This is a genomic window from Streptomyces marispadix, from assembly GCF_022524345.1.
Taxonomy (GTDB): domain Bacteria; phylum Actinomycetota; class Actinomycetes; order Streptomycetales; family Streptomycetaceae; genus Streptomyces; species Streptomyces marispadix.
The window spans coordinates 2605645-2623829 of sequence record NZ_JAKWJU010000002.1; the positions used below are offsets into that span (position 1 = coordinate 2605645).

18 protein-coding genes are annotated in these 18185 nt (G+C 70.1%); 6 read left to right on the forward strand and 12 right to left on the reverse strand.

Annotation, left to right across the window (positions count from 1 at the left end; all coding sequences use genetic code 11):
• Window positions 1-2 precede the first annotated feature (2 nt).
• Both MMA15_RS10790 and MMA15_RS10795 read left to right on the forward strand, forming a co-directional pair.
• Window positions 3-992 (forward strand): substrate-binding domain-containing protein, encoded by a 990-nt coding sequence (locus MMA15_RS10790; RefSeq protein WP_241058893.1) that lies wholly within the window; start codon window positions 3-5, stop codon window positions 990-992.
• Between the two features lie 224 nt (window positions 993-1216).
• Window positions 1217-2011: an IclR family transcriptional regulator gene (locus tag MMA15_RS10795; protein WP_241058894.1), complete on the forward strand. Its 795-nt coding sequence runs from the start codon at window positions 1217-1219 to the stop codon at window positions 2009-2011.
• On the opposite strand, the gene MMA15_RS10800 is transcribed toward MMA15_RS10795, so the two are convergent.
• A complete protein-coding gene (locus MMA15_RS10800; protein ID WP_241058895.1) occupies window positions 2001-2966 on the reverse strand; it encodes a TetR/AcrR family transcriptional regulator in 966 nt (321 codons plus the stop codon). The two genes, MMA15_RS10795 and MMA15_RS10800, sit on opposite strands and share 11 nt — an antisense overlap.
• Window positions 2967-3117: 151 nt before the next feature.
• Between MMA15_RS10800 and MMA15_RS10805 the strand changes: the two genes are divergently transcribed.
• Together MMA15_RS10805 and MMA15_RS10810 are read left to right on the forward strand one after the other, a co-directional pair.
• Entirely contained in the window at window positions 3118-4326 is a 1209-nt protein-coding gene (locus tag MMA15_RS10805; RefSeq protein WP_241058896.1) for a cytochrome P450, read from the forward strand.
• Between the two features lie 95 nt (window positions 4327-4421).
• Window positions 4422-4712, forward strand: a complete 291-nt coding sequence (locus MMA15_RS10810) for a ferredoxin (protein WP_372498220.1) — start codon at window positions 4422-4424, stop codon at window positions 4710-4712.
• 110 nt (window positions 4713-4822) lie between these two features.
• Here MMA15_RS10810 and MMA15_RS10815 read toward each other — a convergent pair whose 3' ends face one another.
• The 11 genes from MMA15_RS10815 to MMA15_RS10865 all read right to left on the reverse strand — a co-directional run bounded on the left by MMA15_RS10815 (window position 4823) and on the right by MMA15_RS10865 (window position 15883).
• Complete coding sequence (locus MMA15_RS10815; RefSeq protein WP_241058897.1) at window positions 4823-5242, reverse strand: PPOX class F420-dependent oxidoreductase; 420 nt, start codon at window positions 5240-5242, stop codon at window positions 4823-4825.
• A 225-nt stretch (window positions 5243-5467) separates the two neighbouring features.
• Window positions 5468-6412, reverse strand: a complete 945-nt coding sequence (locus tag MMA15_RS10820) for a UbiA family prenyltransferase (protein WP_241058898.1) — start codon at window positions 6410-6412, stop codon at window positions 5468-5470.
• A complete protein-coding gene (locus MMA15_RS10825; RefSeq protein WP_241058899.1) occupies window positions 6409-7806 on the reverse strand; it encodes a polyprenyl synthetase family protein in 1398 nt (465 codons plus the stop codon). The genes MMA15_RS10820 and MMA15_RS10825 overlap by 4 nt, the downstream gene beginning before the upstream one ends.
• A 215-nt stretch (window positions 7807-8021) precedes the next feature.
• Complete coding sequence (locus MMA15_RS10830; protein WP_241058900.1) at window positions 8022-9278, reverse strand: cytochrome P450 family protein; 1257 nt, start codon at window positions 9276-9278, stop codon at window positions 8022-8024.
• On the reverse strand, window positions 9275-10525 hold the full coding sequence (locus MMA15_RS10835; protein ID WP_277400967.1) for a cytochrome P450 family protein: 1251 nt from the start codon (window positions 10523-10525) through the stop codon (window positions 9275-9277). Before MMA15_RS10835 ends, MMA15_RS10830 begins: the two co-directional genes overlap by 4 nt.
• 20 nt (window positions 10526-10545) lie before the next feature.
• Window positions 10546-11154, reverse strand: a complete 609-nt coding sequence (locus MMA15_RS10840) for a GTP-binding protein (RefSeq protein WP_241058902.1) — start codon at window positions 11152-11154, stop codon at window positions 10546-10548.
• The gene (locus MMA15_RS10845) at window positions 11126-11461 is read right to left on the reverse strand and encodes a DUF742 domain-containing protein (protein ID WP_241058903.1); all 336 of its coding nucleotides are present in this window, start codon (window positions 11459-11461) and stop codon (window positions 11126-11128) included. The genes MMA15_RS10840 and MMA15_RS10845 overlap by 29 nt, the downstream gene beginning before the upstream one ends.
• A 29-nt stretch (window positions 11462-11490) precedes the next feature.
• Window positions 11491-11895, reverse strand: coding sequence for a roadblock/LC7 domain-containing protein (locus MMA15_RS10850; RefSeq protein WP_241058904.1), 405 nt, complete (start codon window positions 11893-11895; stop codon window positions 11491-11493).
• Window positions 11892-13412, reverse strand: a complete 1521-nt coding sequence (locus MMA15_RS10855; protein WP_241058905.1) for an ATP-binding protein — start codon at window positions 13410-13412, stop codon at window positions 11892-11894. The genes MMA15_RS10850 and MMA15_RS10855 overlap by 4 nt, the downstream gene beginning before the upstream one ends.
• Before the next feature lie 757 nt (window positions 13413-14169).
• Complete coding sequence (locus MMA15_RS10860; RefSeq protein WP_241058906.1) at window positions 14170-14847, reverse strand: hypothetical protein; 678 nt, start codon at window positions 14845-14847, stop codon at window positions 14170-14172.
• Between the two features lie 523 nt (window positions 14848-15370).
• Window positions 15371-15883: a hypothetical protein gene (locus MMA15_RS10865; protein WP_241058907.1), complete on the reverse strand. Its 513-nt coding sequence runs from the start codon at window positions 15881-15883 to the stop codon at window positions 15371-15373.
• A gap of 201 nt (window positions 15884-16084) precedes the next feature.
• Here MMA15_RS10865 and MMA15_RS28205 point away from each other — a divergent pair, with 201 nt between their 5' ends.
• Window positions 16085-17479, forward strand: a complete 1395-nt coding sequence (locus MMA15_RS28205; RefSeq protein WP_241058908.1) for a sensor histidine kinase — start codon at window positions 16085-16087, stop codon at window positions 17477-17479.
• Entirely contained in the window at window positions 17476-18159 is a 684-nt protein-coding gene (locus MMA15_RS10875) for a response regulator transcription factor (RefSeq protein WP_241058909.1), read from the forward strand. Before MMA15_RS28205 ends, MMA15_RS10875 begins: the two co-directional genes overlap by 4 nt.
• Window positions 18160-18185: the final 26 nt, after the last annotated feature.

The window sequence follows — 18185 nt, forward strand, 5'->3', positions numbered from 1 at the left end:
GCATGAAGCCGCTGTTCACCATGGCCTGCCAGGCGTACGACCGTATGGAACCGCTGCGTTCGGGCAGCGTCCCGATCGGGGGCGCGGAGCTGAACTTCCTCGACCTGCCGGTGGAGGAGACCTTCTTCCGGATGCTGAAGTTCGGCGAGTTCGACATCGCCGAGATGTCGCTGTCGACGTATGTGCTGACGCTGGCCGAAGGGTCGCCCTTCGTCGCCGTGCCCGTCTTCCCCTCGCGTGCCTTCCGGCACAGCGCCGTGTACGTACGCGAGGACTCCCCCGTGACGGACCCGGCGGAGCTGGCCGGAGGGACCGTGGGCGTGCCCGAGTACCAGATCACCGCGGCCGTCTGGGTGCGCGGCATCCTCGCGGAGCACCATGGGCTCGGCGTCGGATCGGTGCGCTACCGCACCGGCGGCCTCGACACCCCGGGACGCGTCGAGAAGCTGGCCCTGCGCCTTCCGGCGGGCGTGGAGGTGACTCCCGCCGGTCCGGAGCAGACACTGTCGCGGATGCTGCTCGACGGCTCCCTCGACGCGATCTACAGCGCGCGCAACCCGGGCCCCTTCAACGAGCCGGGGCACGGGGGCCTGCGCAGGCTCTTCCCCGACCCGGAGGCCGTCGAGCGCGAATACCACGAGCGCACCGGGATCTTTCCGATCATGCACACGCTGGTGATCCGCCGTGACGTCTACGAACGGCACCGCTGGCTGGCCCGCGAGCTGGTCAAGGCGTGCGCACGCGCCAAGGACGCGGGACTGGCCGGCATCGGCGAGACCGCGGCCCTGCGCTTCGCACTGCCCTGGCTGTGGGCGGAGGCCGAGCGGACCAGGGCCGCGCTGGGCGAGGACTGGTGGCCTTACGGATTCGAGCCGAACCGCACGAACCTGGAGACCTTCCTGCGGTACTCCCACGAGCAGGGGCTGGCCGCACGCCGCTACGAAGCGGAGGAGCTGTTCGCACCGGAGACGCTGGCGGAGGTGGTGGTCTGAGCCGTCACCGAGCACTGGCACTGGCACTGGCACTGGCACGGGCGCAGACGCAGGCGCGGCGCAGGCGGGGGCACGGCAGGTGAGCGTAGGGGCGGGCGGGAGAGCTGGGCCGCGCGGGCGGGGCCCGTAGGCGCGGCCTGTGTGCCGCATGCGCCCCGCGCACCGACTGTGCGCGCATCCACACGCCCACCGGCCTCCGGCCACCGTCGACTAGGGTTTCTGCTATGAAGAAATCTTCGGCTCAGGACCCCGGGTCCTCGGGTTCCCGGCCGCAGTACCCGATCGAGTCCGTCGACAACGCCATGCAGATCCTGCTGCTCCTGGGCGAGCGCAGCGAGTTGAGGCTCACCGAGGTGGCCAAGTACCTGGGAGTCGCGTCGTCGACGGCGCACCGGCTGCTCGCGATGCTCCAGTACCGGGGCTTCGTACGGCAGGACGGGCGCTCCAAGGCGTATGTGCCCGGTTCGGCGCTCACCGGAGTCGCCTTCTCGATCCTTCAGCGCTTCGACGTACGGCAGCAGCTACGGCCTTTCCTCGAGGAACTCAACCGCGAGACGGGCGAGACCGTCCATCTCGGGGTGCTCGACGGCGCGACCGTGCGCTTCATCGACGCGGTGGAGAGCCCGCGGGCCGTGCGCGTCGCCTCACGGCTGGGCCGCTCGATGCCCGCCCACTGCACGTCCACCGGCAAGGCACTGCTCACGACGCTCTCGACGGCGCAGCTCCACCAGCTCTATCCGGAAGAGGAACTGGCAGGGCTCACCGAGCACTCGGTACGCAGCCGCAGCGATCTGGAGAAGGAGATCGCGGTGATCCGGCGGCGCGGGTACGCGACCAGCTCGGAGGAGAGCGAGGAGGGCGTCTCGTCGGTGGCGGTGGCCTTCCCGGGTGAACTGCCGTCCCCGCGGCTGGCGTTCAACACCGCCGTCCCCGTAGGCAGGATCAGCCGCACCGACGTCAAGCGCATCGGGGAGCTGCTGCGCGCCACCGTGGAGCGGGCGTCGGAGATCATGCCCTGACGGACCCGGAAGCGGACCCTGAAGCGGAGCCGGAGCCGGAGCCAGATCCAGAGACAGAAGCGGAGCCGGGCAACGGCTCCTCCCCGGAACCGTCCTCTCGGCCGTCCCCCCGGGCCTTGCGCTCCGCCCGCCTGCGGCGTTCCCTCTCGCCCGCGGCACGCGCGGCCCGCACATCGAAGTCGCCCACGGACAGCGGCTTCCCGGGCAGGGAGGCGTTGCCCTCCCGTGCACGCAGGCCGTCGAGCATCAGCGCGAGGGCCCGCTCCGACACGTCGTCCGCGGGACCGGCGGGAGACGTCTCGCACACGGGAGTCTCCCGCGCACCATCCGAGCCCCGCCCTGCGTCTCCAGCCTCGCTGACAGCCGGACCGTCGGCACCGCCGCCGGCCGCCGCTTCAGCCTCCGCGCCGTCACTGGCCTCGACCCACTTCGACCGTACGGGTGTCGGTCGCAGCAGCAGCGACAGCAGCACGGCGACATCGCCGCCGCCGACATCCGTGCGCAAGGTCCCCTCGCCCTGAGCGGCCCGTACGACATGGTCGAGCACGTCGAGCAGTTCATCGCGGAAGCGGCCCGTCACGGGGTCACCTCTGATGACCTCGCGGGCGAGGCTCGACTCGAGGGCGAGCTGCACGCTCAGCGTCAACTCCCGCGAGCTGCGCAGCATTCGAACCAGGGCCTCCCAGGCGCCGGGCTCCTCGGCGACGGCCGTACGCGACTCCTCCAGCACCCGGGCGAAGGTGTCCTGTGCGACCGCGCGGATCAGCGACTCACGGTCGGGGAAGCGGCGGTAGAGCGTCGCCACCCCGACCCCGGCCCGCCGTGCGACGTCCTCCATGGGTATGTGCGGCCCGCGGGCGGCGAACACCTCCTTCGCCGCGGCGATTATCTTCCGGCGGTTGCGCAGCGCGTCCGCCCGCAGCGGCGCCGCGCCCTCGCCCGTGTCCGCGCTCATGTCCCCTCCGCGCTCATGTCCCCGCTCTGCAAAGGAAGTTGGCCGATTCTGTCACCCTCTCGATGTGGACGAATTTCATCCACTTAGCCTACGGTGAGAGGTGCGTCGCTGAAGATCCATCACTGGAATCCCTGCCTCGGATCGGAGTCCCATGACGAGCGGTCGGCCCACGGTGACACTTCCCGCAGAGCGCACCTGCCCCTTCTCACCACCCGCCGTGTACGAGCGTATGCGCGAGGAGGCGCCCGTCTCCCGCGTCGCCCTGCCCTCGGGCGGCACCGCCTGGGCGCTCACCCGGCACGAGGACGTCCGCGCGATGCTGGCCGACCCTCGCTTCAGCTCCGACCGTACGAACCCCGGCTTCCCCGTCTTCTCCGAGGGCCAGCAGCAGCTCGCTGCCCGGTCCCGCAAGACGCTGATCTCCATGGACCCGCCGGAGCACGGGCCCGCACGCCGCGCCGTGGTCGGGGAGTTCACCGTGCGGAGGATGGAGGCGCTGCGTCCGCGCATCCAGGAGATCGTGGACGAGCATGTGGAGGCCATGCTCGACGGGCCGCGCCCGGCCGACCTCGTGAAGTCGCTGTCGCTGCCGGTGCCTTCCCTGGTCATCTGCGAGCTGCTGGGAGTGCCGTACGAGGACCACGAGTTCTTCCAGGCACGTTCGTCGCTGCTGCTGCGCCGCAGCGAACCGATCGCGCGGCGCGAGCAGGCACGCGACGAACTCCGCGACTACCTCGACGAGTTGGTCACGGCGAAGGAGCAGGACCCGACCGACGGCGACCTGCTGGGCAGGCAGATACTCAAGCAGCGCGAGACGGGCCGCGGCGACCACGTGGACCTGGTGAGCCTCGCCGTGCTGCTGCTCATCGCCGGCCATGAGACGACGGCGAACATGATCTCGCTCGGCACCTTCGCGCTTCTCGAACACCCAGGTGAGCGGGAGAGGTTGGCACAGGACCCGGACGCGATGCCGGGCGCCGTCGAGGAGTTGCTGCGGTACTTCAGCATCGTCGACCTCGTCACCGCGCGAGTGGCGACCGAGGACGTGGAGATCGGCGGGGTGCTGATACGCGCCGGCGAGGGCGTGCTGGGTCTCGGCAACTCCGCCAACCACGACCCCGGCGTCTACCCCCGCCCGCACGAACTCGACATCGGGCGCGGCGACCGGCACCACGTGGCGTTCGGATACGGCGCACATCAGTGCCTCGGCCAGAACCTCGCGCGTATGGAACTCCAGATGGTCTTCGCGACCCTCTTCCGCAGGATTCCCGGACTGCGTCTCGCCGTGCCCGCCGGCGAACTGCCGTTCAAGGACGACAGCAACATCTACGGCCTCTACGAACTGCCCGTCACCTGGTGACGAACGTAAGGGGAGGGCGGGGGACCCCGGGGGAAGGCGAAGAGACAGCGGAAGAAGCCCGGGGAGAGGCCGTGGGAGAGGGAGCAGGGAACGCCATGGGAGCGGAAGCGGACGCAGCAGGGGCAGCCGGCGAGGCGGAGGGCCCCGAAGGCCGAGGCGGGACGGGAGGCGCGGAAGACGCGGGGCGGGTGCGCGTCGTCGCGGACACCACGGTCTGCGTGGGCGCCGGTCAGTGCGTGCTCAGCGAACCGGCGGTCTTCGACCAGGACGACGTGGACGGCACCGTGGTCGTGCTGTCCGAACGGCCCGGCGAGGCCCGGCTCGCGGGCGTACGGGAGGCCGTGGACATCTGTCCCAGCCAGGCGCTCTCGCTCACGGAGGAGTGAGAGCGAGAGCGCCCCGCGGACGACGCTCCGCGAAGACGTTCCGCGCGGGACGCGAGGGACGCGAGGGACGCGGGTACGCGAAGGACGCCCCGCACGAACAGGGGATGCCGTCAGCCCGCCTGGCTGCTGTCCTTCATCGAACCCCAGCCGTGCCATCGCTCGATCTCGATCCAGGCGCTGACCCGGCCGCGGTCCCGGCGCGGATAGGGCTTGCCGAGGTAGTGCCGGGCGAGCCGGTCGATATCGGCCAGGCCCTCGTCGTCACGGAGTTCGCCGACGTTCCCGATGAGGCTGATGTGTGTGTACCAGTTCTGCTCGTCGAGCACGGTGAGCGTGACGCGGGGGTCGGCCCGGATGTGCTCCAGCCTCTTGCGCCCCTCGTCCATGTTGACCAGGACGCGGCCCTGTTCCCACAGGTACCAGGTGGCCGTCGACACCGGCTGTCCGTCCGGGCGCAGGGTCGTGACGACCGCCGGGTTGGCCTTCTTCAGCATCTCCACCGCGTCGTCGGGAAGCGGGGGTTTCGACATACGTGGCACTCCTCACCGTGTTGCGCTTACGGCAGCGGTACGTCCGCCCCGTTGCGGAACATCCGCTGCCACGGAACCACAGCGACGTACAACGGGACGCGCGGGCACGGCAGTTCCGTGCCCGCGCTCGCGCGTACCCGGCGGCACCCGACTCAGGCACCCGCCCGCACATGTGCGCCCGGCACGACGCGTGGTCCCATACCCGGGGGGCGGGACCCACGTCCGTCACAGCAGCACGACGGCCGTGGCGAGGACGAACGTGTACCACCACTCCACGAACCGCTGTGTGCGATGGTCCTGGGCGGGCGTACGAAGCAGCAGCACCCGCGCGGCCAGCACCAGGCTCAGCGAGGCCAGCACGACGTCTATCGCCACGGTCCACCAGTGGGACCCGGCGGGCGCCACCATCACGTAGTGGGTGACGGGCAGCAGCGCCACGAAGCTCGCCGCGAAGTAGCCGCGTGAGAGACGGTCGCCGAGGACGATCGGCATCGTGCGCCGGTTCAGTGTGCGGTCGCCCTCCACGTCGCGCAGATCCTGCACGCCGATGATCAGGAACGTCATGGCCGACATGGTGAGGACCCAGTGCCACACGGCGGTGGTGATGGGCGTCACCATCTGCCAGGCGGCGGCGAGTTGGGAGACGACGCCGAGCGCGATGAGGAGGTTCTTGGCGAACCAGTGCCGGTGGCCTCCCCACGCGTAGTGGAGCATGAAGAGCAACTGCCACAGCAGCGCCCACTCCACCACACCCAGCAGCAGGCCCAGGGCGGGGAAGAGTATGTGGACCCCGGCGAGGCGCCGCTTGGCCCCGCGCATGCTGCTGTCGCCGGTGACGAGCGGCCGGAAGGGCTTGTTGAGGCGGTCCTCCTCGACACCGGTGATCTGGTTGATGAGGCTGGAGCCGTAGATGAAGAGCCAGAAGTAGGCCACGGCGCCCACGAGGGTGAGCGCGGCGTCGTAGGGGCCGAGACCTGCGTTCCTGACGGCGGCGGTGACGAAGCAGGACGCCGGTACGACGGTGGACCACAGGTCGTTGCTGTTGAAGCGGTAGCTGACGAAGATCTCACGCCAGATCAGGCGGGGCAGCCGGAGGGCGAGTCCGGCGCCGTCGTGCGCCCCAGCCGGGGCGGGTCTCCTGTTCTCCGGAGTGTCCGTGGCCGTGGTCATCGTGCCTCCACTCCTCGGCTGTTGAACTGGTCGGCGAGCGCGGCGAGTCGGTGACGGTGCGGGCTGGGCGGCAGAACTTCGAGCGCCTTGCGGCAGCGGTCGAGATAGGTGTCGGCGGTGTGCTGTGCGGCGCTCAGCGCGCCGGTGGACTCCAGGAGGCGGTGCAGCCGCTCCTGGCGCAGTTCCTCGTCGGTGCCGGCGTCGAGCAGTTCGGCGAGGAGGGCGCGGTCGGCGTCGCTTCCGTAGCGGTTGGCGAGCAGCAGCGGAAGTACGGGGCGGCCGTTGCGAAGGTCGCTGGTACGGGACTTGCCTGCGGTGACGGAACGGCCGGAGGCACCGGCCGCGACGGCCGATCTGACACCGGGGCCGACTCCGGCCCCCGCACCTCCTCCGGCTCCGGTCGCCTCCGCCTCCGTACGGCCCCCGGCCGCCGTGCGGGCCCCGCCTCCGGTCTTCTGCGGCGGTCTGGCGTACGGCAGCAGGTCGTCCTGTATCTGGAAGGCGATGCCCAGCGTCTCCCCGAACTCCGTGAGCGCGTCGGCCTGTTCGGCTGTCGCCCCGGCGAGCACGGCGCCCGTGCGGCATGCGGCACGCAGCAGCGCGGCCGTCTTCAGCCGCGCCATCTCCAGATAGGACTCGGTGTCGTCGTGGAGCGTGCCGCTGAGGTCCAGCTCCATCGTGGCGCCGCGGGTGATGTCCAGGCCCGCTTCGGCGATGACGGCGGTCGCATCGCTGATCAGCCTGTCGGAGACGCCGCGCCGACGGCACTCGCCGAGGGTCTCGAATACGGCGAAGAAGAGGGCGTCTGCGCTGACTACGGCCCGTTCGACCCCGTAGCGGCAGTGGTTCGCCGCGCGTCCGCGCCGTATCTCGTCGCCGTCGATGATGTCGTCGTGAATGAGGCTGCCTGCGTGCATCAGCTCGAACCCCGTTGCCGCGGGCTCGACTTGCTCGGTCCGGCCGCCGACTGCCGCCGCCGACTCCAGCAGCAGCACCGGCCGCAGCAGCTTGCCGGGAGGCAGCAGTGCCCAGCGGTGCTGTTCGGTGAGGGGGTCGCCGTCCCGGGCGGTCAGCCAGTCTTCGAGGCTTCTGCGGGCGGCTTCGCGGGCGCCGGTCCTGGTGGCGGTGGCGGTGGCGGTTCCGGCGCCGTCGGTGGTCCCGGTGGTGGTCCCGTCGGTTGTCCCGGTGGTGGTCTTGGTGGTGCGAGCGGCGTTCGCGGTCTCCGTCTCCGGCACGGTGTGCGCCGCAGCGCCGAGTCCCGCGTGGTCTGTCCCCGTACCGTCGGACCCCGGCCGGTCGAGAGGGGGTCCGCCGTGGCTCCCCGTGAGCCCTCCCGGTTCCACCGGCCCCGCGGGGGGTGCCGATATCTCCGGGTAGTCCTGTCCGTCGAGCATGGTCGTCGCGCCTTCCTGAAGAACCCTGGGGGTGGTGCTCCTGGCAGCTGATGCGGATGTGCGACTGCGGCGATCCGTACCCGGGACCGGGGCGCGACGCTGCGCCTCCGGTCCCTGGCTCCCTCCCCGTACGGTTCCGGCCTGCTACGGCGGCCGGACGCGGGCGACGGTGCGGCTCTCCGCCCGCCGCCCGCGCCGCTCCCCCTCGGTCACGATCAACCCGCCGGCCGCCCGAGGCGTACGGGAAGCGTCGTGACGCTGTTGGAGAACATCGACGGCACCGGCTGGAGGGTGCCCGGCACGGCCCCCAGGATCATGTCCGGGTAGCGCGCGAAGAGTTCACGCAGCGCGATGGTGGCCTCCAGCCGCGCGAGCGGCGCGCCGAGGCAGGCGTGCACGCCGTGCCCGAACGCCAGGTGGCGTGCCTGCTCACGGGAGATGTCGAAGCTGTCCGCGTCGGGACCGTGCTGCTGCGGGTCCCTGCCGACGGCGCTGTACGGGGCCATGATCGGGTCGCCCTTGGGGATGACGACCCCTGCGACCTCGATGTCCTCCGTCGGGTAGCGGAACGGGAAGTTGCCGATGGGCGCCTCCCAGCGCAGCGTCTCCTCGACGACCGCCGGCCACATGTCCTCCGGGCCCCGGGTGAGGGCGAGTTGGTCGGGGTGGGTAAGCAGCGCCCGCACGGCGTTGACGATGAGGCTCAGCGTGGTCTCGTGCCCGGCGGAGAGCATCACCAGCAGCGTGCCGACGAGTTCGTCCTGCGTGAGCGCGTCCGGCTCCGCCTCGCGGGCCGAGATGAGGGCGCTGGTGAGGTCGTCGCCCCGCTCCTTGCCGCGCAGTTCGACGACACGGGCGAGGAGCTGGTAGACGGCGATCTGGTTCGCGGCGACCACCTCGGGCGAGAGGTCGCTGCGGAAGATCTTGTCCACCGCCTCGCGCAGCTCCGGGCGTTCGTAGTCCGGGATGCCGAACAGGTCGCTGATGACCTGCATCGGCACGGGGTAGGCGTAGTGCTTGCGCAGGTCGACGGTGCCGTCCGGGTCGGCGTGCGAGGGCAGCGCCTCCAGAAGGTTCTCGACGATCTGCTCGGTGCCGGGCCGCAGGTCCTCGACGCGGCGTGCGGTGAAGGTCTGGCTGACGAGCTTGCGCAGCCGCCGGTGCTCGGCACCGTCCGCCGTGACCATGTTGGTGACCTTGACCATGCCGATCAGCGGCCAGTCGTCGGGGATCTCACCGCGCTGCATGGCACCCCAGTTGTGCCAGTCCTTGGAGATGCGCGGGTCGAGCACGAGCTGGTTGAGCAGGTCGTGGCGCGTGACGCTCCACGCCTCCACGTCGCCCGGGAGCTGTACCCGCACCACCGGTCCCAGTCCACGCAGCCGCGCGGCCTCTCCCTGGTGGTCGCGGCCGTACGGGTCGAGCGTGAGCGTGGGAACGCCGGAGGTGGATGGTGCCTGTTCTGCCGTCATGCGGACTCTCCATCGGGGCGGGCGGCTGCGGGCGTGGTGCGGATGTCGTGCGGTACGGCGAATGCGACCGGAAGCTGGGTCGGGCAGCGGGTCCAGGGGGACGGGTTCCAGGTGATCTCGCTCGGCGTGACCGTGAGCCGCAGACCGGGCAGTTGGTGCAACGCGGTGTCCACCGCGGTACGGGTGATCACGCGCGAGGTGTCCTGCGCGGGGCACATGTGCGGCCCCGCCGAATAGGCCATGTGCGCACGGTTGTTGTGGGGACGGGTCCCCTCCGGTGCGAGCGCCGGGTCCGAATTGGCCGCGGACAGGCCCAGGATGAGCACGTCGCCGTGGCGGATGGACTGACCGCCGAGTTCGATGTCGCGCAGCGCGTAGCGGGCGGGCATGTGCGTCATCGGCGGCTCGCGCCACAGCACCTCGTCGAGCGCGTCGTCAACGCCGAGCTGGCCGCTGCGCAGCCGGTCGTCGAACGAGGTGTCGGTGATCATCCGGTAGAGGGTGTGGGCGATCCAGCAGGTCGTCGTCTCGTTCCCCGCGGAGATCATGACCACCATGGACTGGAGGACCTCGGGGTCGTCCTGGAGGTTCGGGTGGTTCATCAGGGCGGTCGTCAGATCCTCGGAGGGATGCTGCTGCCGCTCCCGCAGGGTGTCGAACAGGATCTGCTCGAAGCTTCGGTTGCCGACCTGGGAGTCCGTCTGGCTGCTGAACAGCGCGATCAGCGCGGCACGCAGCTCGTGGCCCTGGCGGGTGTCGAGCCCGAAGAGGCTCGCGATGGCCAGCATCGGCACGTAGGCCGCGTAGTCGGCGACGAGGTCCGCGCGCCCCAACTGGGCGAACGTGGAGATCAGTTCGGAGCAGATCCGCTGCACCTGGCGGCGCAGCGCACGGTGGTTGATGCGTCCGACTCCGTCGTCCAGGGGCTGCCGCAGCCGCCTGTGCTCCTGCTGGTCGGCGCCGATGACGTTGGGCCGGTAGGCCATCATCGGCAGCAGCCCGGAGTCCGGCGAGACGATGCCGTCGTTGAGGTCGCGCCAGTTGCGCGCGTCACGGGAGAACAGCGCCTCCCGCTCGGTGATGATGCGCAACTGCTCGACACCCATCACCAGCCACCCGGGCACCCCGGGCTCCAGCTCGACGGGCGCCACCGGACCGTGTTCGAGACGGAGTTGGTGGTAGATGCGGTGCGGGTCTCTCGACTGGGTTATGTCCGTGAGCGATACGAGCTTTTCGGAGCCGTACATACGCGGGGGGGCAGGTGTGGTCACGCGACCTTCTCCTGGGCCTTGATACGGGCGGCGTACTCGACGAGGGTGATCAGCGCCTGTACCGACGAATGGTGGTTACGGGCGTCGATGTGGATGAGCGGCGTCTCAGGAAGCAGATCGAGCGCATCGCGCAGATCCTCCTCGTCGTACCGGACCGAGTCCGGGAACTGATTGATGGCGACGGCGAACGGAAGGCTGCGCACGTCGAGTTGGTCGAGGATCTCGAAGCTGTCCTCGATCCTGCGGGTGTCGATGAGGACCAGCAGGCCGATCGAGCCGATGACCAGGCCCTCCCACAGGTCCCAGAAGCGACGCTGTCCCGGTGTGCCGAAGAGATAGAGGACCATCCGCTGGCTGAGCGTGATGCGCCCGAAGTCCATGGCCACGGTCGTTGCGGTCTTGCCCGAGAGTCCGGACAGATCGTCGACGCCCGTACTGGCCTGGGTGATGGTCTCCTCAGTGCGCAGCGGGTCTATCTCGCTGACGCTCCCCACGAGCGTCGTCTTGCCGACCCCGAAAGAGCCGACGACGAGGATCTTCAGCGCCTGATCGACGGTGGGGGCCAGATAGCGCCCGTCAGGCGCTGAGTTGTCTGCGGAGTCCATCCAGTACCTCTTGGAGTATGTGCACGTCGGGAAGCTGCGCCTTCGGGACCTGAGAACGTGTGATCAGGTAACCGGCGTCGATCAGGTCGCAGGCGAGGATCGTGACGACGCTGACCGACAGCCCCAGGTGAGCGGCGGACTCCGCCACGGAGATCCTGTACCGGCACATCCGGTACAGCATCCGCTCCTGCCTGCTGGCAGTCACCGGGAGCTCGGTGCCGTCAGGGTCGACGGTCTCCAACAGCGTCTCCACTGCCAGCCGTTGACGAGGGCGGGCGCGCCCGCCGGTCAGCACGTAGGGGCGCACAGGTCCCCTTCTCGGTCCCCTCGGTCCGGTCACGTTACTGAGCGCCTCCTTGGCGGACTGGCCTGGTGGTCGCCGAACCGCTGGACCTGGAGCACCATCTGGGAGGCGATGACCCCCGGGTCGACCTTGTTGCTCGTGATCACCGCGAGCCTGGACCCGTCGCCCGCACCGCGAAGGAAGAGAAAACCGCCTTTCCACTCGACCATGTGCTGCTTCAATCCCCCTTCGCCGAAGCGCCCCGCCAGGCTGGTGCCCAGCGACTGGAGCCCGGCCGCCGCCGCGGCGAGCGTGTCGGCCTCGTCGATGCCGAGATCGCGGGTACGGGCGCGTACCAGACCGTCGGCGCTGAGGACCACCGCGTGCTGGACGCCGGGGACGTCAGCTACGTCACTGAGCATCCAGGACTGGTCGTACGCGGCTGCTTCGTGACTCATCGGTCGTCGTCCCCCTGGGGCGAATCGGTTTCATCATCGGGCGAAGAGGTCCGGCCCCCCAGCACGAAAGAACTCATGAAGGAAGCGGCGGCTTCCGGGTCGTCATCGCTGTCGTCGCTGGTCTGCTGTGTCTCGACGGGAGCCGTGGAGCGGGAGTGCCGCGGCGAACGCCGGCGCGGCAGCCCCACCGCGGGGGACGGCGGATCCGAGGAAGGGGACTCCGTGCTCTCGGACGCGAACGCTGAAGCGGGGTCGGGAGCAGGAGGCGCGAAGTCGGGCTCCGGCACGGACGCCGCGGCGGGAGACCGGGTCGGCAGCGGCTCGCGCGGCCCCCGCGAGGGAGCCGCGAGCGGGTTCTCCTCACGTTCCGCACGCACGGTCTGCTCTGCTTCCACCGCCGGCGCGGCGGTGCCTTCTGGTACGGGCATCGTGTACACCGGGTCGATGGCTTCGAGGAGGTCCATGGGCACCAGTACGACGGCACGGATGCCTCCGTACGGCGAACGTCCAAGGCTGACCCGGATGTTGAGCCGGCGTGCGATGTTGCCGACGACGGCCAGACCGATCTGCGGGGTCTGGAGGTCGCGGATGCTGGTGTCGCGGGGGCCCGCCACCAGTTCGAGGGCCTTCTGGAGCCGGGCCTCGGTCATGCCCGTTCCACGGTCGTCGATCTGGATGACCGCTCCCGACGGCACGGCCTCGAGCTGTGCGGTGACCTCCTTGCTCCTGGGGCTGTAGGTCGTCGCGTTGCCGAGGAGTTCGGCCACCAGGTGGATGAGCCACTCGGCTGCGAAGTCCTTGACGCCCAGGTCGGGTTCGCCGCCGATCACCACACGCTGGTAGTCGGTGATCTGCCCGCCGGCCGCCCGGACGATGTCCGTGAGGGGCACCGTCTCCTGCCACTGCTGGCCGGTCCACGAACCACCGAGGATGCGGAGGCTCTGGGCGTGGTGGGCGAAGGTCGTCGCCAAGTGGTCGATCTCGATGCCGAGTTCGGGCAGTCCGGGCTCGGGACGCTCGGTGAGGCCGCCGGCCTTCTCCTGGATCTGGAGACCGCCCGTCTGGAGCCGCTGTGCGAGGAAGACGATCGCGTGCTCACAGGCGTCCTGGACGTCGATGAGTTCCTCGTCCACCTCGTCGAGTGCGCTGCTGAGCAGCTTCGCCGTCTGCGGGCTCAGATTCGGGAGGGAGGAGTCGGGCTTGCGCCGCTCCGTCAGCACGGTGTGCAGATCGCGGCACCATGCCTCGATGGACTCGTGGAAGGCCTCGAACTGAGACTGCGACCACGTCTGCCACTGTTCCGTCAGACGCGCCCTCTCCGACGACACTTGGGCGTCGGCGGCGCGCTTGGCCTGCTCTGCCTGCTCGGCGAAGTGGCCGGAGTTGCGTATGTCCTCGCGGTGCATGCGCCACAGATGAGGCAGGCAGGCCAGCAGCCCCACGGCCGCCACGGAACCGCTCGCCATTACGGCGGGGGACCGGGTCCACCAGCTGACCATCTGCGCGGCGACCGCCACGGCCGCCAGTAAAAGGGCGGCGGGCCACACCGTCTGGCGTCTGAACCCCGTCCGTCCGCTAAGAGATTCGGTACTCAATAGTTGACCGCAGCTTTCACATATCGATGAGAAGTGGAGCCGGTTGACGCCGCGTCAGTGTAGATGCCGTCACCCTGCGTGGGAAGCTCGTGAAGAAGGAAGTTCCGCGGTCGTGGCGATTGCCGGCGCGCAACGCGGCGGCGTTGTTTCCGTAAGACCTTGACCTGCACTTTCCGCACGGTGCACACATCGCGCGATTTCGATGACCCGGCAATCGGACAGCGGGCCTCACACGGGCACGCCCGGCACATCTTCCGGCCGCGTACGAAGTCTCCTCTATTCCCCTTCGCCGCTGGTGAGCGGAACGCAGAGGTGATGCCCGGCAATGCCCGTACGGCGCCGAGTACAGCATATCGGCGCGGGCATTGTCCGTTGAATCGAACGATCAAAAGGCACAATTCTCACCAGCTCGGCGACAGCGGACCACTGAGAGAATCAAGAGGAAAGACAGAAACAACGAAAAACCGGAATACCTCGGAACAGGATCTGTTCGGGGCGGATCGGTCGTAACAGGTGCGCATCGCCCGGGACGCAGGCTCTCTCCGGCGGAGACGGGGCCGTGGAGTGGAGGGCCCGGGTACGGCAGCGCCGCTCGCCGCCCCGGCACGCCTGCCCGCTCGGCGCGGTCCTAACCCGCCGTTCCCGGCCCGTTATCGGCCGGTTCCCGTCCCGTTCCCGGCTATTCGCGACGCCTGGGCGGCCCGCCGGTGTCCCGCTGCTGCGAACGGCCGCCCGGCGCCGCGGACTTCTGCCCCGTATCCGGTGCCAGGTCGTCGAGGAACGCCCTGCCGGTCCTGTCGACGGCACGTGTGACGGGCTCTTGGAGAATGCCGAACGCAGCGGCCCACGCGACGACTTGGGCACTCGCGTCAAGACTGGTCAGACCCGGCAGAAAGGCCCCGCTGACGAGCAGCACGCCCAGCACGGCCGTCATGGCTCCGGCGGGAAGGCGCAGCAGGAGCAGCAGCACGGAGACCTGGTACGGGGAGGAGTCGCCGCGCATCGTCTTCAGCGACACCGCGCCCGCCAGAGCCGCCGCGGACATCCCCATGAACTCGATGAGGAAAACGTCACTTCCGTCGGCCGTGTTGCCGCCGAGGGGACAGACCCGGGCGGGCGGCACTTCCTGGCCGGGAAAGCAGAAGAGGTCCGCCACATCGCTCTCGGCGGACGCCCGGAGGCCGAACAGGATCGCAATCACGGCCGTGATCGTGATGGACCAGATCAGAATCTGAGTGAAACCGCGGACCCTGGCACGCTCCGTCTCCTCCGCCTTGTTGGCGGCGTGCAGCGTTTCCGCGACGACGTCTCCGGCTCGCCAGGGGAAAGCCGCCGCCAGCGCTCGAAGCGGCTCCATTCCTTCTCCGGGAGCGTGCGCTGCGGATGGTCGGATGGCAGGGCTCACGGGCCCGTGTGAGGATCTGCGGAAATCTGCCTCTCAGGTCGTCGCCGCTGGCCACCCTGGTCAGTTCGACCTCGGCCTCGGCAATGTCGGACAGCGCGGTCACGATGTCGGTGTTGAACAGCCTGCGCCAAAAGCCGCGGTACCAGGGCCGGGGTTCGACTTCCTTCTCCGCTGCCTTGAGATGGTTCACGGCCTGTTCCGTGACTTCACGTTCGACGTCCGCAGAGTCGTGTTTGCGTGTCCGCACCTGGGATTCCAGGTAGGCGATGTGCTCCGATTCGGGCGCACAGCGCCGATCTGTCCAGGCCCGGCACATTCTTCCCCGGCCGCCGACGGCTTTTCCCCGCACGTGGATTCTCGTCAGCCATCGCGGGTCCTCCACGGTGGACGGCCGTAGCTGAATCCCAGCAGAACGCCGGGCCGTACCGGCCGCAAACGGAGTCCGCCGGTGGAACCGGAGGCACCGGGGGACCGTTCAGCGGCCTTCGGGCGTCTCGGCGCCGGGCCTCTCCCAGAACGCCGCGATGAGCCGTTCTCGTCCGTGTACGACGAGGACGAGGCACAGCAGCGTGTATGCGAGGGAGAAGTACTTGACCGAGGGATAGCCGTAGGCGAAGTCCATCACCGTGATGTTCAGCGACACCGCGAACAGCGCCATCGCCCCGAGGGTGACCGTGCGGCGTGAGAGCAGCATCAGCGCGGGGACGAGTTCGTACAGGCCCGTGAAGCGGCCGTACACCTCTGAGTAGCCGTAGAACGCCCAGACGACGCTGGTGCCGTCCGGCGTGCGGTTGGAGATCGTCCAGTCCCCGTAGTCGTACTGGCCGCCGAGCAGCTTGATCGTGCCGTAGCCGGCGAAGACGACGAACAGCACCAGCCTGAGGGCGGTGATCAGCCGGGGACCGGCCTTGCCCCCTCCTGCTTTGCGCTGTCCGGCCCCGTCCTGGCCGGCCTTGTCCTGTCCGGCTGTGCGCTTCATGGCCCGCATGGGTTTCGCTCCGGTTCTCTCGACGCACACCGCCCGCGGGGAGAGAGAAAGGGGGCGGCACCGGCGACAGTGTCGGCCGCGCCGTGCGGCGGGGGCTTCGTGCTGCCGGCCGCTCCCGGCGGCCAGAAGTAGGAGGCGCCCGGAGGCGGGCCCTCCTCGGGGAGGACGCCGTGGGGCCGCGCCCGCGGCTACGTTCGGCGCGTGCCGCAGATACGGAGTTCCTTGCGTGCCCCCGCCACGGCGTACGGGTGGGTGCGGCTGCTGCCGTTGCTCGCCGCGGTGGGGTCCGTCGGGCTGCTGCATGTGCCGCAGGTCGAACCGTCGGGCTGGGACTGGCTGGTGGCCGTGGCCTCGGCGGCGCTGGTCCCGGTGGGCGGACGCCGTCCGGTGCAGGTACTGGTGGCGCAGTGCCTGCTGCTGGTGGCCGCCGTCGTGACCTCCGCGAAGATCGGCGGAGGTGTGGCGCAGATCCTCGCGTGCGTGGCGCTCGGCGAGGTCGCGCTGAGATGTCCGGGACGAAGGATGTGGTGGAGCGCCGCCGCGCTGTGTGCGGCTTCTGCCGCGGACTTCCTGCACTTCTACTCGATCGCCGCCAACGCCCTCATGGTGGCGATGAAGACCGGACTGCCGCTGCTGCTGGGCTCGTTCCTGCGTTCGCAGCGGGAGCTGGCGGCACAGGCGGAGCAGCGCGCAAGGGAAGCGGACGAGCGCCGAAGCTGGGAGACGAAGGTCGCACGCGCCGACGAACGTGCCGCCGTGGCACGCGAGTTGCACGATGTCGTGGCGCACCACGTCGCGTCGATCGTGCTGCGTACCGGAGTCGTACGGCATGTGGTGCCCTCCGCCGACCCGAGGATCGACGAGGCCCTCGACGACGTGCACAGCATCGGCGGCCAGGCGCTGACCGATCTGCGGCGGCTGGTCGCGGTGCTGCGCGACCCCGGCACGGCTGGGGAGCCGCCGCTGCTGACCTCGGCCGGGCTGTCGGCCGAGCTGGAGAGCGTCCTGGAACGTACGCGGCAGGCGGGCGCCGAGGTCTCCACGGATGTGGACGAGGAGACGGCGGGACGGCTGGACACCGCGCATCGGCATGCCGTGCTGCGCGTGGTGCAGGAGGGCCTGACGAACGTGCTGCGGCACGCGGGCGCCGGTGCCCGCGTGCGGGTGATGCTGGCGCGGGAGGGCCGGTACGGCGTACGGGTCGAAGTCAGCGACGACGGCGGGCAGTCGGGCGCCGGAGCGTCGGCGCGAGGCAGTGGTCACGGGGCCGGTGGCCACGACCACCGGGGCCACGACCACCGGGGCCACGGCCACGGTCTGACGGTGATGCGTGAGCGCCTGGAACTGCTGGGCGGCGAGCTGCGCGTTGGCCCGAACTCCCCGGGCGGCGCGGGCTGGACGCTGAGCGCGGTGCTGCCGGACGCGCTGTTGCCGGACGGAATGCGGCCAGACGAGGTGCCGCCGGAGGGGACGGGACCGAAAGGGACAGGACCAGAAGGGACGGGGTCGGACAGGACAGGACCGGGCGGGACGGGTCGCGACGGAACAGGGCCCGGCACGTCCGCGCTCCCCTCCCCCCGGGCGGCGGCACCGTGATCCGTACCCTCCTCGTCGACGACCAGCAGCTCGTACGGGCGGGCCTGCGCATGCTGTGCACAGCGGCCGACGGCATCGAGGTGGTGGGCGAGGCGGAGGACGGGCGCCAGGCGATCGCGCTCGTCGAGCAGTTGGTGCCGCACGTCGTGCTGATGGATCTGCGGATGCCCGGCGTCGACGGCATCACCGCCACACGCCGCATCCTCGGCGCGCGCCCCTCGGTACGGGTGCTGGTGCTGACGACCTTCGACGACGACGAGCATCTCTATCCCGCGCTGGAGGCCGGGGCGTGCGGCTTCCTCGCCAAGGACGCCGCCCCGGAGGAGCTGCTGGACGGAATCCGCAGCGCGGCCGCCGGCCGGAGTCCGTTCAGCCCGCACGTGCTGCGCCGGCTCGTACGGCGTGCCGTCCTGGCCGAGGGAAGGCCGGACGGGCAGGAGCACACCGCCGATGCGGCGGCGGTGGCGCTCACCGCACGGGAGCGCGACGTGCTCGAATCGGTCGTCGTGGGCCGCTCCAACGCGGAGATCGCCGAACGCCTCCACATCGGCGTCACCACCGTCAAGACGCATATCGCCGGACTGATGGCCAAGACCGGCAGCCGCAATCGCGTCCAACTCGCCGTCCGTGCCCATCACTTGGGGCTCGGCGGGCCCGGCCCGTGCAGTCCCGGCACATGACTGAGGTCCCAGCCCGTACGGTCCCG